Source organism: Methanomassiliicoccus luminyensis B10 (assembly GCF_000308215.1).
GTDB classification, from domain to species: domain Archaea; phylum Thermoplasmatota; class Thermoplasmata; order Methanomassiliicoccales; family Methanomassiliicoccaceae; genus Methanomassiliicoccus; species Methanomassiliicoccus luminyensis.
This window is the reverse complement of record NZ_CAJE01000012.1, coordinates 136,634-159,961: the sequence shown is the minus strand read 5'-3', so window position 1 is coordinate 159,961 and position 23,328 is coordinate 136,634. Positions and strand designations below refer to the sequence as shown.

The 23,328-nt window shown below is 60.3% G+C and carries 26 protein-coding genes, 1 tRNA gene and 1 other RNA gene; 11 read left to right on the top strand and 17 right to left on the bottom strand.

Features of this window, described 5'->3' with window-relative positions; genetic code table 11:
• Positions 1 to 73: 73 nt before the first annotated feature.
• A complete protein-coding gene (locus WYS_RS03665; protein WP_081579808.1) occupies positions 74 to 559 on the top strand; it encodes an SRPBCC domain-containing protein in 486 nt (161 codons plus the stop codon).
• Here the strand turns inward: WYS_RS03665 and WYS_RS03660 are convergent.
• The 3 genes from WYS_RS03660 to WYS_RS03650 all read right to left on the bottom strand — a co-directional run bounded on the left by WYS_RS03660 (position 556) and on the right by WYS_RS03650 (position 1,597).
• Positions 556 to 771 carry a hypothetical protein gene (locus tag WYS_RS03660; RefSeq protein ID WP_019176806.1) on the bottom strand — a complete coding sequence of 72 codons (216 nt, stop codon included), beginning with the start codon at positions 769 to 771 and terminating at the stop codon, positions 556 to 558. The genes WYS_RS03665 and WYS_RS03660 overlap by 4 nt on opposite strands.
• Positions 738 to 1,337 carry a hypothetical protein gene (locus WYS_RS03655; RefSeq protein ID WP_019176805.1) on the bottom strand — a complete coding sequence of 200 codons (600 nt, stop codon included), beginning with the start codon at positions 1,335 to 1,337 and terminating at the stop codon, positions 738 to 740. Before WYS_RS03655 ends, WYS_RS03660 begins: the two co-directional genes overlap by 34 nt.
• 173 nt (positions 1,338 to 1,510) lie before the next feature.
• Positions 1,511 to 1,597: transfer RNA gene (locus tag WYS_RS03650), tRNA-Leu, on the bottom strand.
• A 143-nt stretch (positions 1,598 to 1,740) separates the two neighbouring features.
• On the opposite strand from WYS_RS03650, the gene rnpB reads away from it, so the two are divergent.
• From rnpB to WYS_RS03640, 3 genes are all read left to right on the top strand, one after another.
• Positions 1,741 to 2,031, top strand: an RNA gene (gene rnpB / locus WYS_RS14630) — RNase P RNA component.
• Between the two features lie 287 nt (positions 2,032 to 2,318).
• Positions 2,319 to 2,792 carry a DUF835 domain-containing protein gene (locus WYS_RS03645; protein ID WP_019176804.1) on the top strand — a complete coding sequence of 158 codons (474 nt, stop codon included), beginning with the start codon at positions 2,319 to 2,321 and terminating at the stop codon, positions 2,790 to 2,792.
• A 48-nt stretch (positions 2,793 to 2,840) separates the two neighbouring features.
• Positions 2,841 to 3,860, top strand: a complete 1,020-nt coding sequence (locus tag WYS_RS03640) for a hypothetical protein (RefSeq protein ID WP_026068767.1) — start codon at positions 2,841 to 2,843, stop codon at positions 3,858 to 3,860.
• Here WYS_RS03640 and WYS_RS15570 read toward each other — a convergent pair.
• Both WYS_RS15570 and WYS_RS03635 read right to left on the bottom strand, forming a co-directional pair.
• Entirely contained in the window at positions 3,757 to 3,975 is a 219-nt protein-coding gene (locus WYS_RS15570; protein WP_147654411.1) for a 4Fe-4S dicluster domain-containing protein, read from the bottom strand. The two genes, WYS_RS03640 and WYS_RS15570, sit on opposite strands and share 104 nt — an antisense overlap.
• A 113-nt stretch (positions 3,976 to 4,088) precedes the next feature.
• Positions 4,089 to 4,409, bottom strand: a complete 321-nt coding sequence (locus WYS_RS03635) for a hypothetical protein (RefSeq protein ID WP_147654410.1) — start codon at positions 4,407 to 4,409, stop codon at positions 4,089 to 4,091.
• Positions 4,410 to 4,546: 137 nt separating this feature from the next.
• Here WYS_RS03635 and WYS_RS03630 point away from each other — a divergent pair, with 137 nt between their 5' ends.
• The 3 genes from WYS_RS03630 to WYS_RS03620 all read left to right on the top strand — a co-directional run bounded on the left by WYS_RS03630 (position 4,547) and on the right by WYS_RS03620 (position 8,400).
• Complete coding sequence (locus tag WYS_RS03630) at positions 4,547 to 6,322, top strand: adenosylcobalamin-dependent ribonucleoside-diphosphate reductase (protein WP_019176801.1); 1,776 nt, start codon at positions 4,547 to 4,549, stop codon at positions 6,320 to 6,322.
• Positions 6,323 to 6,395: 73 nt separating this feature from the next.
• Entirely contained in the window at positions 6,396 to 7,700 is a 1,305-nt protein-coding gene (locus tag WYS_RS03625; RefSeq protein WP_019176800.1) for a TrpB-like pyridoxal phosphate-dependent enzyme, read from the top strand.
• Positions 7,701 to 7,860: 160 nt separating this feature from the next.
• Entirely contained in the window at positions 7,861 to 8,400 is a 540-nt protein-coding gene (locus WYS_RS03620; RefSeq protein ID WP_026068766.1) for a DUF835 domain-containing protein, read from the top strand.
• On the opposite strand, the gene WYS_RS15565 is transcribed toward WYS_RS03620, so the two are convergent.
• The gene (locus WYS_RS15565) at positions 8,330 to 8,875 is read right to left on the bottom strand and encodes a DUF835 domain-containing protein (RefSeq protein ID WP_081579807.1); all 546 of its coding nucleotides are present in this window, start codon (positions 8,873 to 8,875) and stop codon (positions 8,330 to 8,332) included. The genes WYS_RS03620 and WYS_RS15565 overlap by 71 nt on opposite strands.
• A gap of 132 nt (positions 8,876 to 9,007) precedes the next feature.
• On the opposite strand from WYS_RS15565, the gene WYS_RS03615 reads away from it, so the two are divergent.
• On the top strand, positions 9,008 to 11,698 hold the full coding sequence (locus WYS_RS03615; protein WP_019176797.1) for a tetratricopeptide repeat protein: 2,691 nt from the start codon (positions 9,008 to 9,010) through the stop codon (positions 11,696 to 11,698).
• Positions 11,699 to 11,746: 48 nt separating this feature from the next.
• On the opposite strand, the gene WYS_RS14230 is transcribed toward WYS_RS03615, so the two are convergent.
• Entirely contained in the window at positions 11,747 to 11,995 is a 249-nt protein-coding gene (locus WYS_RS14230; RefSeq protein WP_187120193.1) for a hypothetical protein, read from the bottom strand.
• Positions 11,996 to 12,217: 222 nt separating this feature from the next.
• Between WYS_RS14230 and WYS_RS14225 the strand changes: the two genes are divergently transcribed.
• Both WYS_RS14225 and WYS_RS03600 read left to right on the top strand, forming a co-directional pair.
• The gene (locus WYS_RS14225; RefSeq protein WP_019176795.1) at positions 12,218 to 12,904 is read left to right on the top strand and encodes an HAD family hydrolase; all 687 of its coding nucleotides are present in this window, start codon (positions 12,218 to 12,220) and stop codon (positions 12,902 to 12,904) included.
• Positions 12,905 to 12,925: 21 nt separating this feature from the next.
• A complete protein-coding gene (locus tag WYS_RS03600) occupies positions 12,926 to 13,306 on the top strand; it encodes a RidA family protein (protein WP_019176794.1) in 381 nt (126 codons plus the stop codon).
• On the opposite strand, the gene WYS_RS03595 is transcribed toward WYS_RS03600, so the two are convergent.
• The 9 genes from WYS_RS03595 to mmp3 form a co-directional block, all read right to left on the bottom strand.
• Entirely contained in the window at positions 13,307 to 13,900 is a 594-nt protein-coding gene (locus tag WYS_RS03595) for a winged helix-turn-helix transcriptional regulator (protein WP_019176793.1), read from the bottom strand. It abuts the gene before it with no gap.
• Between the two features lie 209 nt (positions 13,901 to 14,109).
• Positions 14,110 to 15,672 (bottom strand): FAD-binding oxidoreductase, encoded by a 1,563-nt coding sequence (locus WYS_RS03590; protein WP_026068765.1) that lies wholly within the window; start codon positions 15,670 to 15,672, stop codon positions 14,110 to 14,112.
• A 513-nt stretch (positions 15,673 to 16,185) separates the two neighbouring features.
• Positions 16,186 to 16,653: a GIY-YIG nuclease family protein gene (locus tag WYS_RS14220; protein WP_019176791.1), complete on the bottom strand. Its 468-nt coding sequence runs from the start codon at positions 16,651 to 16,653 to the stop codon at positions 16,186 to 16,188.
• The gene (locus WYS_RS14215; protein WP_019176790.1) at positions 16,650 to 17,600 is read right to left on the bottom strand and encodes a methanogenesis marker 7 protein; all 951 of its coding nucleotides are present in this window, start codon (positions 17,598 to 17,600) and stop codon (positions 16,650 to 16,652) included. Before WYS_RS14215 ends, WYS_RS14220 begins: the two co-directional genes overlap by 4 nt.
• Position 17,601: 1 nt before the next feature.
• Positions 17,602 to 18,159, bottom strand: coding sequence for a methanogenesis marker 17 protein (locus tag WYS_RS03575; protein WP_019176789.1), 558 nt, complete (start codon positions 18,157 to 18,159; stop codon positions 17,602 to 17,604).
• On the bottom strand, positions 18,159 to 19,391 hold the full coding sequence (locus tag WYS_RS03570) for a methanogenesis marker 15 protein (RefSeq protein ID WP_019176788.1): 1,233 nt from the start codon (positions 19,389 to 19,391) through the stop codon (positions 18,159 to 18,161). The genes WYS_RS03575 and WYS_RS03570 overlap by 1 nt, the downstream gene beginning before the upstream one ends.
• Positions 19,388 to 19,825 carry a methanogenesis marker 5 protein gene (locus WYS_RS03565; RefSeq protein ID WP_019176787.1) on the bottom strand — a complete coding sequence of 146 codons (438 nt, stop codon included), beginning with the start codon at positions 19,823 to 19,825 and terminating at the stop codon, positions 19,388 to 19,390. The genes WYS_RS03570 and WYS_RS03565 overlap by 4 nt, the downstream gene beginning before the upstream one ends.
• Entirely contained in the window at positions 19,822 to 20,226 is a 405-nt protein-coding gene (locus WYS_RS03560) for a methanogenesis marker 6 protein (protein ID WP_019176786.1), read from the bottom strand. The genes WYS_RS03565 and WYS_RS03560 overlap by 4 nt, the downstream gene beginning before the upstream one ends.
• Entirely contained in the window at positions 20,223 to 22,037 is a 1,815-nt protein-coding gene (gene mmp3, locus WYS_RS14210; RefSeq protein WP_019176785.1) for a methyl-coenzyme M reductase-associated protein Mmp3, read from the bottom strand. The genes WYS_RS03560 and mmp3 overlap by 4 nt, the downstream gene beginning before the upstream one ends.
• Before the next feature lie 131 nt (positions 22,038 to 22,168).
• On the opposite strand from mmp3, the gene WYS_RS03550 reads away from it, so the two are divergent.
• Positions 22,169 to 22,741: a hypothetical protein gene (locus WYS_RS03550; protein WP_019176784.1), complete on the top strand. Its 573-nt coding sequence runs from the start codon at positions 22,169 to 22,171 to the stop codon at positions 22,739 to 22,741.
• 1 nt (position 22,742) lies between these two features.
• Here WYS_RS03550 and mcrC read toward each other — a convergent pair whose 3' ends face one another.
• Complete coding sequence (mcrC, locus tag WYS_RS03545) at positions 22,743 to 23,321, bottom strand: methyl-coenzyme M reductase I operon protein C (RefSeq protein ID WP_049796268.1); 579 nt, start codon at positions 23,319 to 23,321, stop codon at positions 22,743 to 22,745.
• Positions 23,322 to 23,328 lie beyond the last annotated feature (7 nt).

The window sequence follows — 23,328 nt, the reverse complement described above, 5'->3', positions numbered from 1 at the left end:
CTGCCAGGAGATATTTTATCGCATCCAAAGATATTTCATGAGAAAGCCCGCGTCCCGAGTTTGGAGACCGCCAATGTCAAGAACCCGTGCCGCCCAATACGAACATGTGCTACGCAGGGAGATCCGCAGCGAGATCGAGGTAAGGGCGCCGCCGGAGCGAGTCTGGGCGGCGCTCATAGATTTCAAACGGTACCCGGAGTGGAACCCTTTTATGCCCAGGGCCGAGGGGAAGCGGGAAGTTGGCGAGAAGATAGAGGTGATCATCCGGCCTCCCGGTAGAAAGGAATGGCGCATCCGGCCGACCGTGACCTCGGTCATCCCGAACCGCCGCCTCCAGTGGCTGGGCCGCCTGTTGCTGCCCAAGGTCTTCGACGGAAGGCATACTCTGCGCGTCGAGCCAGCGGGAGAGGGCGCCTCCAGGGTCATCCAGGAGGAGAGCTTCGTAGGCCTGCTGGTCCCCTTTTCCGGCAAGCTCCTGGACGCTACCCGGCGGGGGTTCGAGGAGATGAACCGAGCGCTGAAGAAGAGGGTTGAGAGGGCGGGTGAGGCCGCAACTTAGCCCAGAGCTTCCTGCACGATCTTGGAAATATCCTCGATGTTGTTGGCGGTCCCGCAGTAGGAGCAGAACTTCAGGCCTGAAGCGCTGGAGTTCTGGTCGATAGTGATGGTGGCCCCGCAGCTCTGGCACTTGTACGGCACCACCAGGCCGCGGGTGTGGATCTGGTCGATGAGCTGGTTCATGTCCACGGTGACGTGCTTGACTGTCTGCACGCGGTCCTTCTCACGAGCCTTCCAGCCATCTTCCAAATCTTATGCTTCTCGAAGATCTTGGCGGCTTCCTCGAACTGGCCGGCCATGTCCAGGCCGACGGCCTTGCGAAGCTCTTCCCACTGGGCCTGGGCAGGTTCTTCATCGCCATGTGCCAGCCTCCATTCCTGCATCACCGGCCGCATCACCGGGTCGGCGTCGACGGCCTTGAGATCGCGCCCATATGCTTCGGTCTCGCTCCTCAGCTTCTCCTGGCATTCCAGACAGTACATCTTCCCCTTTTCCCCATCGGCCTCCCTGACCAGGTACTTCTTTTTCTCCTGATTCATCATTCGAAAACCTATCGCGGCGGGGATAGCCGCCACGACAATGATGGACGCCAGAAAATAGGGGGTGGAGATGATACCGAAGTCCGTGCCTTCGAGCATCGAGAAAACGGAAAATGGCAGAAGTATAATAAGCAAAGCGATTGGGAGGCCCACAAGGAGGTTTCCCTTGCTGAATCTCTTGAACTTCTTTCCACACCTCGCACACACGAGGGCATTTTGGGCCTGGGGATCAGGAGCCATCTCACTGGAAGATATCTGCAATGATAAAAGGCCATCCAATAGATTCATAGGGAATTATTAATCAGCAGGTATCGACGGAATAGGACGATATCGCCTGTGAAGAGGGATATCACTGTCCGGACATGAAAAACACCGTGATTTGGCTCGACAATCAGTATGCTGGAGAAGTGTGGTGGTGCAGGGGAAGGGATTTGAACCCTCGGACCACTAAGGACAAGACCCTCAATCTTGCGCCGTTGGCCAAGCTTGGCTACCCCTGCTTGCTCTTCTCGGTATGATGGGCTCTTTTAAAAAACTTTCCATGCTGAAGGGGGTTGTGGACGGCAGGGAAATTCCATGAACGACGAAAATCCAGCAGCCCTGCTCAAAATTAATATACAATAATAGTTTAGCACAAACTGTCAGGAGAGGGAGGGCGGCCGACGGTAGGGCGCAAGCCCAGCTGAGGAAGGTCCCCCCTCCATGAGATGGTGGGCCACGCGAGTGGCTTGGTGAGAGCCAAGGCAAGGGCGCAGAAACGACACAGCCTTGACCGAGAATGATCCGCCCGGCGGTGACGTTGGTCTAGGATATGGTGAAACGGCGACTCCCCACCGGAGCAAGCCCAAACAGTCGGAGTGACTACTCAGGACCGACGGGTAGGGTGCTTAGTTGAATGCTGCCTGAAACAGAAGGGGGCCTACTACCCTCACCTGACACCTTTTTCTCCGTCCAAATTTCGACCAATTCTCCTTTCACCCAATCCAGCTCATACGCCCAGATGATTCGTTGGAAACAATCATATACCCCCTAGCATGGCGACTTGTGCGCCTCACTCCGTCATAATAGCGCCATATGCCAGCATCTAATAATATCTATTCAATATGGCATTATTGCGCTATATTTGTGGTATAATTATATAATTTCGGACCGAATCACGGGAAAGCCGTTAATATTCAATCACTTTTATCATGGCCCAACTGGAGGGAATGGAGGTTTTAGATGAAGTTGTCGAAGGGTAAATTCTATCTGTTCGAAGAGAGGGTCCCGCTGAGAACGCACCAAGTGTTGAGGAAGGAGCTGGACAAGGGACGGAGGACCTTGTACATCTCCAAGAATCCGCCCCGGCTCCTCCGGTCCCAGCTCGATTTCGATGAGGATATGCTGGAGACCATGTGGTTGAGCACCCGGCCGAACCCCGACTGCATACCGCCCATGAACCTGGCGATGTTCGAGGAGAACATCGATGTGTTCCTGTCCCGCAACAAGGACGGGATCATAGTGCTGAACGGCCTGGACGTGCTGGAAATGTGGAATGGGTTCCGCCCCGTGCTGGACGTGCTGTCCCGCACCCACGAGAAGGTGAACACCGAGGGCAGCAACCTGATCATAAGCCTGGACCCGCGCAGCCACTACCCGCAGAAGCTGGTGAAGCTCGAGAACATATCGGACGAGGTCATATCGAGCTACGCTTGACCGGCCCCGCCTTTTTCAAACCCCTTCTTATAAACTGTTTAAAAATACGTGTTCTCCGATACAGGCACCATGGACCGGCGCCTGCATGCGATCGCGGACAGCCTGGCCGGGGACGTTCGATCCGGCGCGGCGGAGATGATGGGGACTGTTCTGGACGGCATCCTGGCCATCCCGGACGATGACGCTGCCGCCATCCCTACCCGGGAGTGGGAGGACTTCGCCGTCGCCATGCACCGGGGGAAGCCGAGCATCGCGCCGGTGTTCAACATCGCCAATTCCATCATGCTCCTGGCTGAGGAGGGGGCGTCCGGCCTGGCGCGCCTACGCGAGGTCCTGACGGAAATGAAGAAGATGGAGAAGCGCAGCGGACCGCTTATCGCCGAGGAGGCCGCCAGGAGCGTCAAGGGCGACTGGATCATGACCACATCTTACTCCTCAACGGTGGCCAAGGCGCTCTTGGCGCTTTCCGAGCGCCGTTCTGTCAAGGTCACGATAACGGAATCCGCTCCCGGAGCGGAGGGCCGGCAGTTCGCGCGCCTGTTATCTGAGCATATGGACTGCGAGATAATCTACGACTCTACCATATTCGCCCGCATGGCCGATGTCGACGCCGCGATCACTGGCGCCGACTCCATGACCGGCGGGGGGCTCATCAACAAGGTGGGGACCCGAGCTCTTGCAGAGGCGGCCCGCTCCGCCGGCGTACCCGCTTACGCACTGTGCGGATGGAGCAAGGTATGCCCCGTCATCCTCTCGGACCTGATGGTCAGGGACGAGGTCATCGGGGAAAGGCTCAGCGAGCATATCCAGGTGTTCGAAAGCACCCCGCTGGACCTGTTCGCCGAAGCGATCACCGACCGCGGGACCATGACCCCGCCGCATCTCCGTACGGCGATAAAATCAGGGAGGGTGGCGAGGGGCTGGTCCGCGCGCGGGCTCATCCGGGCCCCGCCCCCTGAGTCGATCAGCAGGACGAGTGCTTTATGGCCCCTTCAGGGCAGGCGTCCACGCACTGGCAGCACTCTATGCAATCGTCGATCCGCGAGGCCACCGCCTTTCCGTCTATGAGGTCGAAAACGTCCACCGGGCATACCTCCACGCAATCATTGAGGCCCTTGCACAGCTCCTGGTCGACATCGATCTTTACGCCTTTGGTCTGGCTCTCGTAGCTCTTGGTAACCATGATCTTGCCTCCATGCTCCTTTGTGGAGCAAAAGGGCGTTCTGGGGAAATAAGACTTTTCGATGCCCTTCGGCCTGGCAATCAGGTTCGGGGCTGTCTTTTTGCTTATTCCTCTTACCCCTCAACTGAAAACAGCCAGGGAGTGAAGGGTTGAGTAACTTGATAAGCGACAAGAAGTCGGAAAAGGCAGGGGCATCTCTGAATGACCTTGCGGGGCCAGGGAAGGAGAACGACGTACGGGAGCTGCTGTACCGCAAGACTCCTAGCGGCCTGCAGGTCCGCGATCTCGAACGTGACCCAGTAGGGAGGATTCTTAGCCACCATGTCGCTCCCGACCATGTCGATCATCGCGATGATCGTCTTCTTGTTCCTGATCCTCGGCTCAAGGTCGGAACGTACAGCAGGTCCCAGGGGATGACCTCCGTCCTGTTCCATCGGAAGTATAGCTTGACTTGAGCGCTTTGCGGTCGGGAGCGCGGTGGAGAACGCCTTGCCATGCGGCCCCCTCCGCTTGCTAGCCGGAGCGCCATCGTTCGACAGGGTTATAAGAACAGCACGCCCCATCGCTTTCTATGAACTCTCCTCCCATCAGCGCCAACGCCCTCCAGGTCCTGGAGAAGCGCTATTTGATAAAAGGCGAGGACGGGAAGGTCATCGAGACGCCCGACCAGATGTTCCGCAGGGTCGCCAGGAACGTCGCCGCCGTCAACGACCACTACCATGATCGCAAGAGGGCGGAGGAGGAAGAGAAGTTCTACCGGGCCATGAGGGACCTGGAGTTCCTGCCGAACTCGCCCACCCTGATGAACGCCGGGACCGACCTGCAGCAGCTCTCGGCCTGCTTCGTCGTTCCCATCGACGACTCCATCGAGTCCATCTACACCGCGGTGAAGCAGGCGGCGTTGATCCATCAGACCGGGGGCGGGGCCGGCTTCTCCTTCTCCCGCCTCCGCCCCGCCGGCGACGCGGTCAAATCCACCGGCGGCATCGCGTCCGGCCCGGTGTCGTTCATGAAAGTGTTCGACGCCGCCACCGAGGCCATAAAGCAGGGCGGTCGGAGGAGGGGGGCCAACATGGGCATATTGAGGGTCGACCACCCTGATGTGGAGAGGTTCATCTCCGCCAAGGAGGAATCGGGGGCGCTGACCAATTTCAATATCTCGGTGGCCGTCACCGACGAGTTCATGGAGAAGGCCGGGAAGGGCGAGGACTACGACCTCGTCAATCCCCGAACCGACAAGGTCTCCCGCACGGTGTCGGCGCCGTACATACTGGAGAGGATGGCCACCTCGGCGTGGAACACCGGCGATCCCGGGGCCATATTCATAGACGCGGTGAACAGGAGCAATCCCACCCCTGGGCTGGGAGATATTGAGGCCACCAACCCCTGCGGGGAGGTGCCGCTGCTCCCGTTCGAGGCGTGCAACCTCGGCTCGATCAACCTGGACCGCATGTTCGGCGATGACAGTGCCGAGCTGGACATGGACAAGCTGGCCAGGACCGTGGACCTCGGGGTCCGCTTCCTGGACAACGTCATCGACGCCAACCGGTTCCCCCTGGAGGAGACGAGAGCGGTGGTGCTGGGCAACCGCAAGATCGGACTGGGCGTCATGGGCTTCGCCGACATGCTCGCCCGCATGAGGGTGCGCTACGGCAGCAAGAGATCGCTGGAGATCGCCGAGAATCTCATTGTGTTCATCAAGGACAAGGCTGAGAAGGCCTCGGGCGACATCGCCCGGTCCAGGGGAGACTTCCCCAACATCTCCAAGTCGATATTCAAGGGCCCCCGCCGCAACGCCACGGTGCTGTCCATCGCTCCGACCGGGACCATCAGCATGATCGCGTCATGCTCCTCGGGCATCGAGCCGTACTACGCCATCGCCTACACCAAGAACGTGCTGGGCGGGCAGCGTCTCATGGAAGTGAACCCTCATTTCGTGTCCGCGGCCGTCAAGGGGGGCTTCTATTCCGAGGAGCTCATGCGCAAGCTCACCACGTCCCTGTCGGTGCAGGGGCTGGATGAGGTACCGAAGGAAGCGAAGGACGCTTTCGTCACCGCCCACGACATCGAGGTGGAGGAGCAGGTCGATGTCCAGGCGGTGTTCCAGAAGCACGTCGACAACGCAGTGTCCAAGACCATCAACCTCCCGGAGTCGTCATCCTGGAAGGATGTGCTCCGCGCGTACCAGTACGCGCACTCCAAAAAGTGCAAGGGCATCACGGTGTACAGGGAGGGTTCCCGGCAGGGGCAGGTCCTCACCGCCCTGGGGAGCATCAGCCTCTGTCCCCATTGCGGGCAGCCCATGCGGGCGGAGGAGGGCGCCATGCAATGCGAGTCGTGTGGGTGAGGAATAGTGTACAAGTATGTGCACTAATCATCAAAAATATAATTATATATGCTTTATCGCCTTCCCACATAGCATGGCTATTCACAAAGATGACCGCGTAATGTTGAGCTTGGACGACATACCGCGCAAATGGTACAACATCGGCGGGGACGTTCAACTGCCCCCGCCCGTCGACCCCAAGACCAACGAGCCGGCCAAGCCCGAGACCCTTGAGGCCATCTTTCCCAAGAGAATCATCGCTCAGGAGATCTCCACCGACCGTTACATCGACATCCCCGAGGAGGTGCGGGACGCCTATGTCATGCTCCAGCGCCCCTCTCCCCTGCAGAGGGCCAGGAGGCTCGAGCAGTTCCTGAAGACCCCCGCCAAGATCTACTTCAAGCGCGAGGACCTGAGCCCCGCGGGCTCGCACAAGCCGAACACCGCCATCCCCCAGGTGTACTACAATATGAAAGAGGGCGTGGAGCACCTGACCACCGAGACCGGGGCGGGACAGTGGGGCACGGCCCTTTCGCTGTCCTGCGCCCACTTCGGCCTGGACTGCCAGGTTTGGATGGTCCGGGTGTCCTTCGATCAGAAGCCCTTCCGCCGGCTGATCATGGAATCGTACGGCGGAAAGGTGTATGCGTCCCCCTCTCCCCATACCAACTTCGGGAGAAAGCTGCTGGAGCAGGACCCCAACAACCCCGGCTCCCTGGGCATCGCGATATCGGAAGCGATCGAGTCCTGCGTGACCCACAAGAACACCAAGTATGCTCTGGGCAGCGTCACCAACCATGTCATCCTGCACCAGACCGTCATCGGGCAGGAGGTCATCAAGCAGCTGGAGATGATCGACGTCCAGCCTGACTACATGATCGCCTGCGTGGGCGGCGGCTCCAACTTCGGAGGGTTCGCCTTCCCCATGATGGAGCAGAAGCTTAAGGGCAAGATCGACACCGAGTTCATTGCCGTCGAACCGAAATCGGTCCCGTCCCTCACGGAGGGGGAGTACCGCTACGACTTCGGCGACACCGCCGGAATGACCCCGCTGTTTAAGATGTACACTCTGGGCCACGACTTCATGCCCTCGCCCATCCACGCCGGGGGGCTGAGGTACCACGGAATGGCCCCCACCGTCTCTGCGGTCACCAATATGGGCCTGGTGACCCCGGTATCGTACGTACAGACCGAGACCTTCGAGGCCGCGCTGACCTTCGCCAAGACCGAGGGCATCATCCCCGCGCCGGAGTCCTCGCACGCCATCAAAGCGGCCATCGACAAAGCCCTGGAGGCCAAGAAGACCGGCGAGGAGAAGGTCATCGTGTTCAACCTGTCCGGCCACGGGCTGCTGGACATGGCTGGATACGGCAAGTACATCCACGGCGAGCTGAAGTGAACGCCCGCGGTCAAACCCCTTTAGGAAAACCTTTTTCTTCGGGGGCGCCTGCTGCGAAAAGCGCAGCAGCGATGCCGCCTGGAGTCCATTTATTAAGTCAGATATTTATACCCACAAGGCGCTGTCACCCCCAATTTCCCAAGGGGAAAACTCTCGGTAGGTGTCCGCGCTGTTCGTACCTGGGCCGATAAAGGATGAGGAACAAAAGCTCGAGCCGCTGAGCATCTCCATGGGCATCAGTCCCATAGAGTTCGATTACGGAAGGACCTATTTCATCAACGAGAAGAAGATGGACAAGGCCTGCCGGATCGTGCAGGACTTCCTCTATTCCGGGTCCAAGGTGATGTGCGTGACCCGAATGCACCCCGACCTAATGCAGGGCCGGTGGCCCGGAAAACGCGTAGAGGCATTGTGGCTGAGCGAGCGGAACGGACCCAATAACGTACCGCCCGATCAGCTTGGCCACATCGCTCAGAGAGTGAGCTCGTTCCTCATGGGGAAAAAGCACGGCGTGGTACTGATAGATGGCATCGAATATCTCTGCGCCTTCAACGAGTTCTCCAGAGTCCAGGCGTTCATCGAGCAGGTGAACGATGTGGTGATGGCCTCGCAGGCCATCCTTATTGTGCCTATAGACCCGCGATCCCTTGAGCCTCGCTACCTGGCACGGCTTCAGAGATTTGCTGAGATCCTAGGATAGAGTACTTTTCCAGGATCGACCTCACCGAGTGCCTCGGGAACGCTTCGTACAGGCGGTCCAGATCGTTCTGTTCTAATGTCAGCGGGTCTACCGCGATGATCAGGTCCACGTTGGCCTGCCGGAGCAGCGCGTCGATCTCCTCCAGCCCCTCCATGACCCTGGCGGTGTCATTGAACAGGAGCAGGTATTCCAGCCCGTCCATGAACGCCACCCCGCCGCCCCTGCCGCGGAGATCGATGCGCAGCGCCTTCACCAGATGGTGCATCGATCTCGGGGAGATCACGTCTTGTCCCTTCTGTCCGCTAAGCCAGTAGTGCTTAGACCTCTCCAGGCCGAACTTATGGGCCACGTATTCCGGGTGCAGCCGACTGATGCACAGGCTGTTGCTGGCAGAGCCAACGATCCGAGAGTATGTCTGGTATCCATAGCGCGGGTAGCCTTCTATTAGCAGTGATATTCTGGTCTCTTCCTTCAACCTTCAACCCCTCCGCTCACTTCAGGCCTTGTTGGATTGTGATTATATAATACCGATTTGAGCATGCTACTTTTTCGTTAATTCGCAAGTACCCTCGCAACCTTTTTTTCCACAGACAGGCATCCATTGGCATTGAACCGCGCGTCCAAGAAGTCCCTGCTGACGGCAAGGGAGAGGATCGTCCTTCATATCTTATCATACCAGAAATTCCTGCAAGACTCCGATGCGCCCATGGCCATCACGCAGGAAGGCATAGCGGACGCGGTCGACGTCGGACGCAACAACGTGTCAAAGGCGGTGAACGTCCTCGCCGACGAGGGGATCGTGGAGGTGCACACCAAACATGTGAAGGGCTTCGCCAGCGTCAAGAAGGTGTACTTCCTGACCCAGAAGGGGTTCCAGGAAGGACTGGCCTTTAAGGCCGAGATCGAGAGCACCAAGGTGGTCATCGTCGATTTCGACGGGAAGGAGATCACCGATGAGGTGGGAAAGCTCAGCAAATACCTTCCGAAGCGCTACACCTTCCTGGAGATAGCCCTCGGCGTGACCAGGGGGAGGTTCGACTGCTCCTCCTTCCACCACGGCAAGGTGAGGGAGGAGAGGCGCTATGTGGACTACACCGATCGGAAGCCGTCGGTGAGGACGTTCTTCGGCCGGCAGGAAGAACTGAAGAAGCTCAACGACTTCATTACCTCCGAGACCGCCCGGATAATGGTGGTGTATGGGATCCCCGGCATCGGGAAGACCACCCTGCTGGCGAAGTTCGTGCAGGACGTGAGGGAACGCCACAACGTGTTCTGGTACCGGGTCCACGAGTGGGTTAACCTGAAGATCCTCCTCTCGCCCATCGCGGAGTTCCTCTCCCAGATGGGGAGGAAAGGGCTGGAGAGGTACCTGTCGAGGACCGAGACGCCCAGCGTGGGAGAGGTGTCGTCAATCCTGGAGACCGAGCTGAAGGACCTGCCCGCGGTGTTCATACTGGACGATGTGCAGAAGGCCGACCAGACCGTGCATGACTTCCTGGCCGCCATGGTGGGGGTGCTGGAATCGCTTCCCCACGTATCCATGATATTCACCAGCCGCGAGATACCGTCGTTCTACTCGCGCAGCGTGGTGTTCAAGGGGGAGGTCGTGGAGATGATGCTGGACGGCCTGGACATGGACAGCAGCTTCCGCCTGATCCGGAACCGGGAGCTCCCGGAATCGGAGCTCATGGCCATATACACCGCCACCCGTGGCCACCCTCTCTTCCTGGAGCTTATCGACAGCCCCAAGAGCGCGCTCGGCAAGAACGTCCGCATGTTCATCGAACAGGAGGTGTACGCCAAGCTCGACCCCACCGAGAGGAGGATCCTGGAAATCGCCTCCATATTCAGGTACCCCGTCCTCATCGATGCGTTCTTCAGCATGGAGGAGGGGATCGCCAAGGAGATGGGGTTCGCCCAGAAGGAGCTGGAGTACAAAGACTACATGGTGGACTATGACACCATCGACCAGCTGCTCAACAAGTCCCTGATGCACGAGTCCACCGGCCGCATGATCGGCATGCACGACCTGTTGAGGGACTTCTTCTATTCGCGACTGGCCCCGAGGTCCCGGATGGCCTATCATAAAGCGGCGTCAAGGTACTATCTGCAGGACCGGTCCGCGCCGTCGCACGTGGAGGCGATGTACCACTGCCTGATGGCCAAGGAATACTCCACCGCTACCAAGATCGCGGCCAGCTATGGAAGGGATATCATCGCCAAGGGCTATGGCCTTCCGTTCGGCCCGCTGCTCGCCCAGCTGAGAGAGCAGTGCGAACACATCGACAATAGCGAGAAAATGGAGATACTCCTGTTGGAGGGCGACATCTACGAGGTCAAGGGGGAATGGGACCAGGCGGTCGTCAGGTTCGATGAGGCAGGAACGCTGGCGGACCCTGAGAAGGATAAAAGGCTGCTCGCGGAGATAAACCGCCGGATAGGTGGCATCTACCTGCGCAGGTCCCTGTTCGACGAGGCCGAGACATACTTGGTGAAGAGTCTGGGGATCGCGCAGGCCATTCAGGACACTCACACCCTGGTGGACATCTACTATGATTTGGGCGGGGTGTTCCAGAGCCGCGGAAGGAACCAGGAGGCTCTGAGCGCCTTCTCGATGTCCCGGGAGCTTGCCCAGACGGTCGGCGACGATGTGGGGCGGGGAAAGGCGCTGTACGGCATCGGGAGGGTCCACACCGACCTTCTGGACCACAACCGGGCCATAACGTACAAGAAAGAGGCTTTGGAGATCATGGAGAAGACCGGCGATGTCGACAACATCGCCAGGGTGTATGTCGGAATAGGTCACAGTCTGCTGGACATTGGTAACTTCAGAGAAGGGGCCAACTATCTCGAGAAAGCAATCGATATTGGGAAGGCTTCTGGGAATCTCGAACTTCAGGGGCATGCGATGCGCCACGCCGCCGCCGCGCACATCGAGTTGGAGGAGTTCGGAGCGGCAGAGGATCTGCTGACCGCGTCGTCCAAGATCTTCGAGAAACTGAACATCAAATTGCTGGTGGCCCACATGCACCTGATGCGGGGCTACCTGTACGAAAAGAAGCAAGAATGGGAATGGGGCAAGGATGAATTTAACCTGGCCCTAGATATGCTGCGTAAAATGAACAAGCCCTCTATCCTGGGGAGATGGCTGTTCTGGGTCTCCAAGGAATACGCCAAAAATGGAGAGAGGTCCGCGGCCTACGCGATGTTGTCCGAGGCTCAGATGTATTTTCAGAACGAGCCCATGGATCAGATCAAGAAAGATATAGAGGAAGCGCTGGCGCAGAACGGTGCATAAAAACGGGTAGGAACCTCCCATTGCTGGGAGGTGAATTGGTTTACCTGATTAATGCGGGTCGATCAGGGGAATTGTGTGCGGGTCGATCAGGGGAATTGTGTGCGGGTCGATCAGGGGAATTGTGTGCGGGTCGATCAGGGGAATTGTGTGCGGGTCGATCAGGGGAATTGTGTGCGGGTCGATCAGGGGAATTGTATATCCCACCAGGGGCACGCTCAGGGCGCCGAAGGCGATCGCAACTCCGAGCGCGCCGACGCATATCGCCACTCCCATTATTGCCAGGGTTCTTGTCTTCATCATCCTCACCAATTTGATATGGGTTGCACCGGTTTGGTCTTGTGAATATAAAATAGGTGGTTGAGCATGCTACACATACCTATAAATAATGCATTTTGAGAATCAGAATAAAAAATACCTCCCGGCGCTCTCCTGGCTGAGCCCGTTCTTAGTCAATTCCGCATATCATTTGGAGCACACCCTATATAGGGGTCCGCGCATTGACGGGGAAGGGAGCGGAAGATGAACCTGAGCGGCATTAAGGCGATCGTTTTCGACATGGACGGGACCCTCATCCACACTACCGTGGACTTCCGCAAGATGAAGGGGGCGCTGGTCCTGCGGCTGGAGACCATGGGGGTGCCGCCGCATCTGCGGGACCCCCGTGACGTCATCGCCACCATCCTGCCCGCGGCCGAGTCGTACCTGATATCAGAGGGACGGGACGGTGACCTGCCCTCCCTGCGCACCTGGATCAGCGAGGTCATGAACCGCACTGAGCTGGAGAGGGTGGAGGAGACCACCCCAGTGAGGGGGGCCAGGGAGGTCTTGCCCCTGCTCAGGGAGAGGGGGTACCGGCTGGGGTTGCTGACCCGCGGCTCCCGGGCGTATGCGAGCGAGGCACTGCGCGTAGCTGGCCTGGATATCGGCTTCGACGCCGTGGTGTGCCGGGACGACTACCCTGAGACGGAAGCGAAGCCGAACGGGGTGGCGATGAAACGGATGGCCGACATGCTGGGCGTCCCGGTGGAGCAGTGCCTCCTCGTCGGCGACCACCTCATCGACCTGTCCTGCGCGAGGTCATCATCAGCCAGGTTCGTGGGGGTGCTCACCGGGGCGTTCGGGAAGGAGGACTGGGAACGCGCGGAGTGCGTGGATGTCGTCGACAGCGTTCTCTCGCTGCCGGACCTGCTCCGATCCGCTAAATAGAAAGGGGAGTGATTTGCAACTATGGGAAGAGCGGTGTACACTAAGGAGGCCCCCAATCCGGTGGGCCCCTATTCGCAAGCTGTGAAGGCCGGAGGCCTGGTGTTCTGCTCAGGACAGCTGGGCCTGGACCCCAGGACCGGGAAGTTCGCGGGAGAGAGCGCCGGGGAGCAGACCAAGCAGGCGCTGGAGAACATCAAGGCGGTGCTGGAAGAGGCCGGCTCGTCCATGATGTCGGTGGTCAAGACCATCATCTTCGTGACGGACATGAACGACTTCAAGGACGTCAACGAGGTTTACGCCGCGTACTTCGAGTTCGATCCGCCGGCCCGCTCCACCGTGGGGGTCGCCAAGCTCCCCCTGGGCGGGAAGGTCGAGATAGAAGCGATAGCCACGCTGGGGTGATCATCCGCCACCCGGCCCGTTCCTGGCCTGGAACGCGTTCATGCAGGCGGGAGAGCATAGGTAGACCTCCCTGCCGTTCTCGCGCAGCCTCATGGGCTGGTCCCTCATCTCCCGTCCGCACTGCGAGCACTGAACTATCACATTAAGGCCGTTGGCGACCACCGCCCGCTCCTCTTCCTTGGCCACGTTGATGACGTTGGCGATCTCGTATTCGGATATCTCCGATACCGAACCGAGGCGGGTGGCGAACTCGTTGATGAGGTGCGCGTCCACGAAGGTGCATATGAGGAGCAGGCGGCCGGAGCTGAGGTGGAACATCTGCCGCACCTGGGGATCGTTCTCGAATTTTTCCCCTATCTGGACCAGGTCGGCGGGCTTCGCCTTTATAGTGACCACAGCGCTCAGCTCCCCCAGCCGCTCGGGGTCGAGGTCGGCACGATAACCGCGTATCACGCCCAACTTCTCCATGCTGTTCACCTTGTTGCTCACCGTAGGCACACTGATCTTGACCTTCTCCGAGATCTGGCGGAAGGAAAGCCGGCCGTTGGTCTGGAGGGCATGGAGGATATTGATGTCGTTATCGTCCAAGCTCATAATGGAATGTTTGGGAGCATTAGGATATTAACCTTTGTCAAAGAAACGTCAGCAGGGCCATTTTCATTACATGCGAACGACAAACGGGCGCATAATCTTCCGACCGAGTGCCGGCGGCCCAGGAACGCCGTCCGGAGGAGAGGCGGCATTATGGCCCTGAATTGAGCCGGATCTGAAAATGAAGAAAGGGAAAGGGTTGGAAAAGGGGTTCAGTCCTTCTTGTCCTTGAGGGGGTCATGCTTATACTGGTGGGGCTTGTCCCTCTCCAGCTCTTCCTGCTCGAAAGCCTCGGCCTTGCTGTCCACCAAGGAGGTGTCCCCAGGCATTACCTTCTTCGCCGCGGATATGGCGGTCATGCCGAAGCCGAGGAGACCGGCCCCCACGGGAAGGCCGAACCGGGTCTTCATGCCCAGCAGCTTGCCGGGGTTCATGATCTCCTTGGGATCGAGGGCGTTCTTGATGGCGACCATGACGTCGTAGCCTTCCCCGCGCAGGGGTTTCAGCTGGGAGCCCATCAGCATCCCGAAACCGCCCAGCAGCCTGCCGCCGTGCTTCTTGGCCACCTCGCCGGCCTTGTAGGCGAAGCCGAAGGAGACCATGGACTTGGTCAGGGACTCCTTGTCGTACAGGAACATGGGCATGAACATGACGGTGTTGCGGTCGCACATGATGCCGATGATGCCCGCTTCCATCTTCATAGAGTCTATAAGGCCGTAAAGCTCCTTGGCAGTAATGGCGTACTCGCTGGTTGGCACCAGGACCTCGCTCGCCATGACCCCGAGGCCGAGCTCGCCGCCCCGCTGCTCGTAGCAGCGCTCATTCCATTCGTGCATGGCGACCTCGTCGCTCTCCCTCTTCCCGCCATACTTGGTGGCGATGGCGTCGACGACCTTCTCCTCGTAGTCGGTGATGGTCTTGTCGCCTTCCAGGGTGACCAGGAGCAGGGCGCCCACGTCAAGGCCGCCGTGCCCGATCTTCTGCAGCCACTTGAAGTAGTTCCGGTCGGACCACGATATATGAAGGGGCACGGCCCTGGACCTGGTTATCTCCCTGATGGGTTCCGCGAGCTTCTCTACGCTTTCGAAGGAGTAGGCGAGGGGCTTGAGCACCTCGGGGCGGGGGACCAGCTTGAAGGTGACCTCGCAGATGACGCCGAGGGTGCCCTCGGTGCCCACGAACAGGCGGTTCAGGTTGTATCCGGATGAGGCGTCAAAGAGGTTGTTGAACCCGGTGTTGATGACGGCTCCGGTGGGCGTGACCACGACCATGTTCCGGATGTTGTCCCCGGCGTTCCCGTACTTGTAGGTGCCGATGCCGACCCCCGCGGTGGATATCCATCCAGCCAGGGAGGCGGAGGGGAAGCTGCTGGGATAGGAACCGAGCAGGAAGCCTTTCTCCCACGCGGCGTCGTAGACCTGCTTCCAGGAAGCTCCGGCCTGAGCGGTGATGGTCATGTTCTCCTCGTCGATCTTGAGGATCTTGTTCATCCCGCCGACCATGTCGATGAGTATTCCGCCATAAGCGGTCACCGCTCCAGAGAGGTACCAGCTGGCCGCTCCTCTCGGGGTGATGGACATGCCTTCCTTCGCCGCGGTCGCCACGATCCTCTGCACGTCCGCGGTGGAGCGGGGGCGGACCACGATATCGGGGATGGTATTGAAGCCCAACAGGATCTCCTTCGGCACGTTGGTGCTGTCATGGCCGTACAGCAGCCTCTCCATCTTGCTGGTCTTTACGTTCTCCGCACCGATGGCGGCCTCTAGCTTTTGCACGATAGAACCTTGAGTCTTTTCAGAAACGTCCGCGGTGGCTTCCATGATATGCCTCCTGGGTGTGGCTAAATTCGAACCTGATAGTCGCATTGTGATATTTGAAGCCTGCCCCCGCCGCGGGCAAAATGGTATATATAGCAGATAGTCGAGCGACCCGAGATTTATGGGAAAAGAAAAATTGCGCTCAGAGTTCACGTAGCCCCGGTAGAGGAAGTCTCATCGATTTCCTAGCAATCACCTCGCTTTGGTCCGATGAGCACCATTCTTACCCTGATCAGGCCGTAAGCACGGACGTTGACCATATTTTATTGAGGGTTGGGATATGTTGGACGTCGACAGCCTCATTGATCCGGCGCCAACACACTATGGTTGTGAACCATAGATGGAACAGGATAGAACCAGAATCGTCCTTGAACGGTCCCGTTTTCTATCCAGCTTCGCTCAGGGGGCATTCCGCCTCTGAGCGTTTTCTAATTAGATAATGATTGTATTTATACGTTCTGGCTCGACCGTTCAGAAAGGGGCGATATTGTTCTCTGGACCCTGATCCGGTCGAGCTTTCGAGGGGCGCATGCGCGGCCCCGGCATGCCCCTCAACAGCTCTTCGCCCTTCGCGCTCAGCAGGTGAAGGTGGGTGATGCAGCGGCAGTCCGAGCTGCCGAAGCCTTTCAGGACAATGCGGGACCCCGGCAGGGTGGCGACCATGGCGTTGAGAGTGCACTCCCTGTCTTCATCCGAAGGGAACAGCAGCGCCTCCCTGCCGCTGGCGACCTCTGATAGGTGATCGATATGCCAGTGCTTCCTCTCCCCGCCGTCGAGGTGACGGCGAACCCTAGCCTCCAGCCCGCCCATGGCCGAGCCCACGTAGGCGTAGGCGCCCCGGGGGAACCTGGCGGGGCCGAGCTTTCCCACCGTGATATCCTCATCCTTGTCCAGACGCAGAAGGAGTATGTACGCGCCCGGCGTCCTTCCGCCGCTCATGAGGTCGCCTTGGCCGGGGACGCCTTCTTCCTGGCGTCCATGGCCTCGACCTCGGCGCGGGACCAGATCTTGATAAGGGTGCTGCCGCCCAGGCGCGAGCTGCTGATGGTGGCGATGTCCCCCAGCCGATGGCCGTAGACCTCCACCGCGGCCAGCTGGTTCTTGTACTGCTCGTACGGTATCTTCACCCTCAGCCCGTCCAGGTGCAGCACCACCGGGGCCGGGCGCAAGCTCGCCTGCACCGGCTCCAGCTCAGAGATGCGGTCCTTGACCTCGGCGGGGTGCACGAACAGGGGATCCTCGTCCAGCTCCCTGCGCCGGTCCCGGACCATGTGGTCCACCGCGTCGGCGATCTCGTCGAGCTTGGTGATCTCCTCCTCCCGCCTCATCCTCTCGACCTTGCGTCCGACCCCGCACACCAGGGACTCGCAGTTGGGCAGCTGGTCGATCTGAGGCCCGCACATGACCGCGACGGGGATGTGGATGTCCTCGAACAACCTCACCTTGTGCTCCAGTATGCAGTCCTTGAAGTTGCCGAGCACGAACACGGCGGCGTCGTACTCCTCGATGACCGCCTTCTCCTCGGCGGAGATCTGCGCGGTCTTCCGTCCCTTTCCGCGGGCCAGGCCCATGACCACGGTGATCGCGCCGAGCCGCCGGAGCTGTTCGGCGATGTCGCAGGTGGGGTGGGGCATGTGATGCCGGCCCAGGGTGGGGGCGACCACCGCTATCTCCGTTCCCGCCAGGGGCACGTTGACGAGCTTGCCTCCAAGCTCCACGGTCTTGGCCTCGATGGCAGGGCGCTCCTCCTCGGGGATGGCCATGGTAACGAGGATCTGCACCTGCACCTGGTTCTTCTGGATGACAAAGCCGCCGATGTCCTCTATCAGCTCGTACAGCTCGTTGACCCGGTAAACGCCCCCGTCGTACATCAGCACTTCGTACATCTCACTCCGCCTCCGCGTGATGCATCTCCTCGTGGACCTTGGTCGCTATGTCGATCCATTCCTGCTTCATGTCGTGCTCCGTCCCTATTATGGTCAGAACCTTGTCGTCCACCAGGTTGTGGCGGACCTTGAAGCCCTCCGGGAACACCCTCCATACTGCATCCAGCAGCTTTGTCCTCAGCTCCTCGCCGGGGTCGAGCTCGATCTTCTCGAGCTCGGAGACCTTGACGTTCTTCACCAGGAGCTCGAACCGGGTGAGCTGCTCCACTCCGTCCCGCCCGTACCTCTGCCACAGCTTGGTCAGCAGGGCCGGCGCCCACTCCTCGTCGGTGATGGTGATCATGGTGCCCCTGGTGTTGTCGTCCAGGGTGGACATGTCAGGGATCCTGATGGCCGCTCGGGGCTTGCCCAGCTTCATGGAGATGAGGAAGTACGGCGCTTCGGGGTCGGCCAGTATCTTGAACGCCTGCACCATGCGGCTGACCCCCAGGTCGGCCATGGTGGACCTGAATATGGCGTCGAAGTTCTGGTACGCGAAGCCTTCGTCCTGCCGGCTCATCACATTCCCTCAAGGAACCCCGAGGCCAGCAGGGCCGCTCCGGCCGCTCCGATGTACTGCGAGTCGTGCGGTATGATGGGCTTGCCTCCCAGCATGTCGCCCACCGCGGTCACCAGGCCGCTGATGAGGGACGTCCCGCCCACCTGTATCACGGGCTGCCGGACATCGATCTCCTGCAGTTGCTGCTCGTACACCTGCTCGGCCACGGAGTGGCAGGCCGCCGCGGCCACGTCCTCGATGGTGTTGCCCGCGGCCAGCGAGGTCACGAGGTCCTGTATGCCGAACACCGAGCAGTAGGAGTTCATGTTGACCTTCTTCCAGTCCCCCTTGTCGGCCAGGGACCCCAGGTTCTCGATCTCCACCCTCAGCCTCTTGGACACCATCTCCAGGAACCTGCCGGAGGCGCCGGCGCAGATGCCGCCCATGGTGAAGTTGTCGGGGATGCCGTCCCGCACGGTGATGGCTTTGTTATCCATCCCCCCGATGTCGATGATGGTCGCTTCCCCCCTCTGGCGGTCCGCGAGCCACACCGCTCCCTTGGCGTTGGTGGTCAGCTCCTCCTGCACCAGCTTGGCGTTGAGCTTCTTGCCGATGAGGAAGCGGCCGTAGCCGGTGACCCCGATGCCCTCAAGCTCGCTCTGCTTGACGCCAGCCTCGGCCAGTGCCTTGTCGAGCACCTCCTGGGCGGTCCCCATGACCTCCCCAGTGGGGGTCCAGGACTTGCCGATGATCTTGTTATCCCTCAGGATCATGGCCTTGGTGGTCGATGATCCCGAGTCGATCCCGGCGGTGAGGCCGACCTGGCGCTCCCGGGCCAGCAGCTCCTTCTTCTCCACGATGGTGACCAGGGCCTCCATCCTCGTCAGCAGCTGCGCCGCCTTCAGGCGCTCGGTGAAGGAGTATGTCACCACCGGAAGCCGGGTATGCTCCTGGATGTACCTCCGGACCTCGTTCCTCACCAGCGCTCCCTCGGCGCACCGGAAGCAGGTGGCGATGAACACCGCGTCCGCATCATAGTGCCCGTCGGCCAGCTCTTTGGCCCGGGCGATCATCATCCTCAGCTGGGGGGACGCCGGCGCGAAGCCGAACTCGTCCACCGCCACGTCGATGTCGTCGAAGGCGACATCAGGGTAGACCATCTTCCCTCCCACCGTGGAGGCGGCCCTCTCTATCTCCGACTGTATGCCGGAGTACTCCGTCCCGCAGGACAGCTGCGCGATCTTTATCGTCACTTCAATCCCTCCAGGAACGTCTTGACCCGGGTGACCATGACCTTGGCCTCCTCCTCGTCCTTGGGATAGTGGACCTCCAGGACGGGGATCTTCTTCTTCCGGACCATGTAAATGAGCATGAGGTTGGTCCGATGGCACCCGACACAGCCAAAGGTATAGGGCATGTCATGCATAATGATGGCCGCGCTGGCCTGATCGATCAGGGGGCCCCACAGCGCCAGGCGCCCGCGGACCCCTGAAGGCACCTCGATGCCGGCGTACTTCAGGCCCTTCTTGATCTCCTCCTGAGTAACGTTGAGCGGAGGGGAGTCCATCTCCGGCTTGGTGACACGCTCCCGCATCTCTCCCATTATGGAGAGAGGCTCGTGCCCGAAGCGTTCCACCAGATCGTACAATATAAGGCTGTTGGGCGGGACAATGAAGACCTTTGTCATTTGCAGCACACCTCGTCGACTATCTTCTGCAGCTCCTTGACCGGAAGCTTCTTGGGCGGGGGCTTCTCCTCGCACTTCTCTCCCTTCTCAGCGGCGCACAGCCCCTTGTCGATAAGGGAAAGGTCCTTCCACTCCTTCTCCAGCTGGGGGAAGCCGGGCCTCGACCCGTGGTGGGCGCGGCACCTCCTCTCGTCGCCGATAGGGAAGGCCCTGATCTTGGAGTAGATGCGGTTGGGATCGAGCTTCCTCACCTCCTGCAGCACCTTGCGGACATCCTCTCGGGGACCTTCGATGTTGGCCCCGTAGCAGGTCTCCTTGACATTGATCTCGAATCCCAGCGCATGAATGAACCTGGCCACCTGGTCCGGCGTCAGCTCGGAGGTGGGTGCGATGACGATCATCCTTGTTTCGGTCTCTTGGTCCGTGGCCGTCCCCCCGTGGTCTTCTTTGGTTCGGTCGCCTTCTTAGGCTTTGCCGCCGACTTCCTCGGCGCGGCCCTCTTGGCCCTGGGCTTGGGCTTCTTCTCCGGCTCCGCCGGCTCCTCCCGGCCGGCCAGCTCCTCTCTCTCGGGAGGGGCGCCGAACGGTGTGGGCGGGGGGGCGTGGGACTGGAACTCCCCAGCCGCGATCTCCGCTACCTCCTCCGGGATGATCTTCTTCGGCACTTCCTCGGGCGGCGGGGCCACTGCCTTCTCGCCCGGACGGGCCTCCCGCACATACACGATGTCCCCGTCCTTTATGCCCTCCATGAGGAGGGGGAGGTCCGAGATCATCCTCCCCGCGATGTTGGTCCCGTAGCGCTCCTCGCCGGTGGGGCCGAACTCCTCGCTCACCTCCAGCCTTATGCCGATGGCCCCCCTGTTGGGGCGGGACATGTTGGTTATGCCGATCTGCCCCCTCGGGGAATCGGGGTCAAAACTCTTCTCCGGCAGCAGCACCGCGGCCTCCTTGGCATTGCCCTCGAAGGTGATCATGGGCATGTCCTGGTAGGTGAAGAACACCTTCATGGTGCCCACCGGCTTGTGGTCTAGGCCGGTCATCTTGCGGAAATAGCGTACCGTCTTGGGCGAGGTCTCGTTCAGCTCCAGCACGGATATCTTCTCCGCCTTGACGCCGAACGTTTCCACCTCGCTGCCCTCGCGCATCTCCATGGTCAGCTCGGGCTCCTGCTCTACCACCCTGGCATCGTCGCCCTGCAGCCCAGTCCTCTTCTGCCGCATCCCCCTGGACTCCAGGAACCCCTGGGCCTCTTTCTGGGTCATGCCGATGACCATGAGCCTGGACGGAACAGAGACCAGAGTGACCTTGGACCCGGCCTGGGCCAGCCTCAGCAGCTCCAGGCCGTTGGTGACCTTGCCCACGAGGTTGTGCGCCTGGGACAGCTGCCTCCTCTTGCGGTAGAAGTACAGGCGGCCGGTGCCGGGTCCCTCGTGCCGTACCGTGACATCCCCCTCCTCCCGCACCTCGGAGTACTCGTTGATCAGCGTGACATCGGTGCGGCTGGAATTGGCCGAGTACGTGGGGGTGTAGTCCGTTATGGTCAGCACGCCGTCCCCGGCGATGACCAGGAACTGCTCGCAGCTGACCGGGGAGCGCTTCTCCAGGTCCACGCCGACGTAGGTGTCGACAGACATCCCCTCTTCCAGCTTCAGCTCCATGTCGGAGGTGGCGAAGGAGTCCTTCGCCGACATCTCCAACACCACCGGCCGGATGTCCAGTATATTGTCCCCTTCCTGCACCAGGTCCAGGACGTACCTTCCCCGGGTGACCTTGCCGAACCTGCCCCCCTTCACGCCGTAGGCGCCGACGTGGTCGGCACGGGCGATCATCATGTAGGTGGTGGAGCTGTCGTACCCGCCCAGTGCCAGGAAGCAGTCGTACTCGGAGTAGGCGTGATGGCCCCGCTCTACTTCCACCGACGAGGGGAACGCCCCCACCGCCAGCACCTTGGTGGTGCGCCACCTCACCCCGCTTTCCTTGATCTGGGGAAGAAGGTCCCTCCAGGCCTTGGCGAACTCTGAACCGTTCAGGCGGACTATGAACGAGCCCCGGGGGGTGACGATCTCGAACTCGCTGGTCTCCTTCTTCATCGAGCTGGTGGACCGTGTAACAGCCACCAGCGTTCCGGGCGCGTACGGCTCTCCTTCAATAATATCGGACAATCCGCTCTTGGTCCCAGTGTCCACCTCGCGTCCGTTCAGTCTGAGCAACATCGAGTCATCCTCTCAACGCACATCCGGGTTATTATTGTTTAGCCGTTCTGCGCCCTCCAGAGAACGTTCCGCACCTTACTGGAGGAGAAAGAATAAAATCCAGGCGCCCCGATAGCACGCTGGAGATTCTCATGTCGGACAGAGAGGCGGTCCTGGCCGCGGTGGAGAAGCGCCTGCGCTCCATTCCCGGGGTGGCGGGCCTGAGGTTCCTCGAGCCCGAGCTGAAGGAAGAGGTGCGGCGGATGGAGCGGCTGGCGGAGGAGAACGGCGCCTGCGCGGGGCTGATGCCGTTCGTCAACAAGGGGGTGTGGGAATCGCTCGACCGCGAGGTCAGCGTCATGATCGTCGGCAACGCCCACCTGCTGGTAGGGGGAGGGGAGAACCTCGTGCTGATGGTCGACCAGAAGGGGCGGGTCATCGGCGAGTACGTGCGGCCCGACCAGAGGGACGAGATCCTGGAGAAGGACCCCAATGCCAGCTTCCTCTCCGACGACTTCTGCCTCCATCCCGACGTGATGCCGGAGGGGGAGCCGTACATCCTCATCGGGGAGGTCCTGTTCCCATACCTCGAAAACATCAAGGGCGTGGCGAGGGTCACCTCCGGCAGCATATCGACTCTCACCGACGACTGGATAAGGAACGTCATGGGGTACAACGGGTCCAAGGACTGGACCCACCTGGTGGGGTTCGACATCGATCTCTGAATCAAAGGTTGGCGCGGACCTTGGATACGATCTCGTCCAGCTTGTTCTGCGGGGCGGTCGTCCCCCTCACCACGCCGGTCACGATCTCCTCGATCCTGCCCTTGGTGGCGATGTTTTCCTTGGTGGGCATCACCAGCCGGGTCTTGATGCCTATGCGGGCGAAGTCCTCGAAGTCCACGGGAGCCTGGCATACGATGACCGCGGGCAGGTCCACATTCCTCAGGATCAACCTGGCCTTGTAGATTATGTGGTTGCGCACGTTCCCCAGGTGGATCAGCGCGACCTTGAACTGCTGGATCCTATCGACCTCGATGGGGTCCAGGCCGAAGATGGAGCCGGTGCTCACGTCAGGAGCGTCGGCGGGAACGCCGGACCCGGCGTTGATGACTATGACGCTGGTATCGATGCCTTCCTCTCTGAGCGCATAGGTGATCTCGCACACCGGCTTGGTGATGTGCCTCTTGCCGGGACCCATGGCCACGGCCACCACGTCCCTGCCGCTCTCGGAGATGGTGGCCTTCTGGGCCAGGCCCCCGCCCACTCCCAGGCCGCGGGACTCCCGGCACTCCACGAAGCTCATCTTCCGG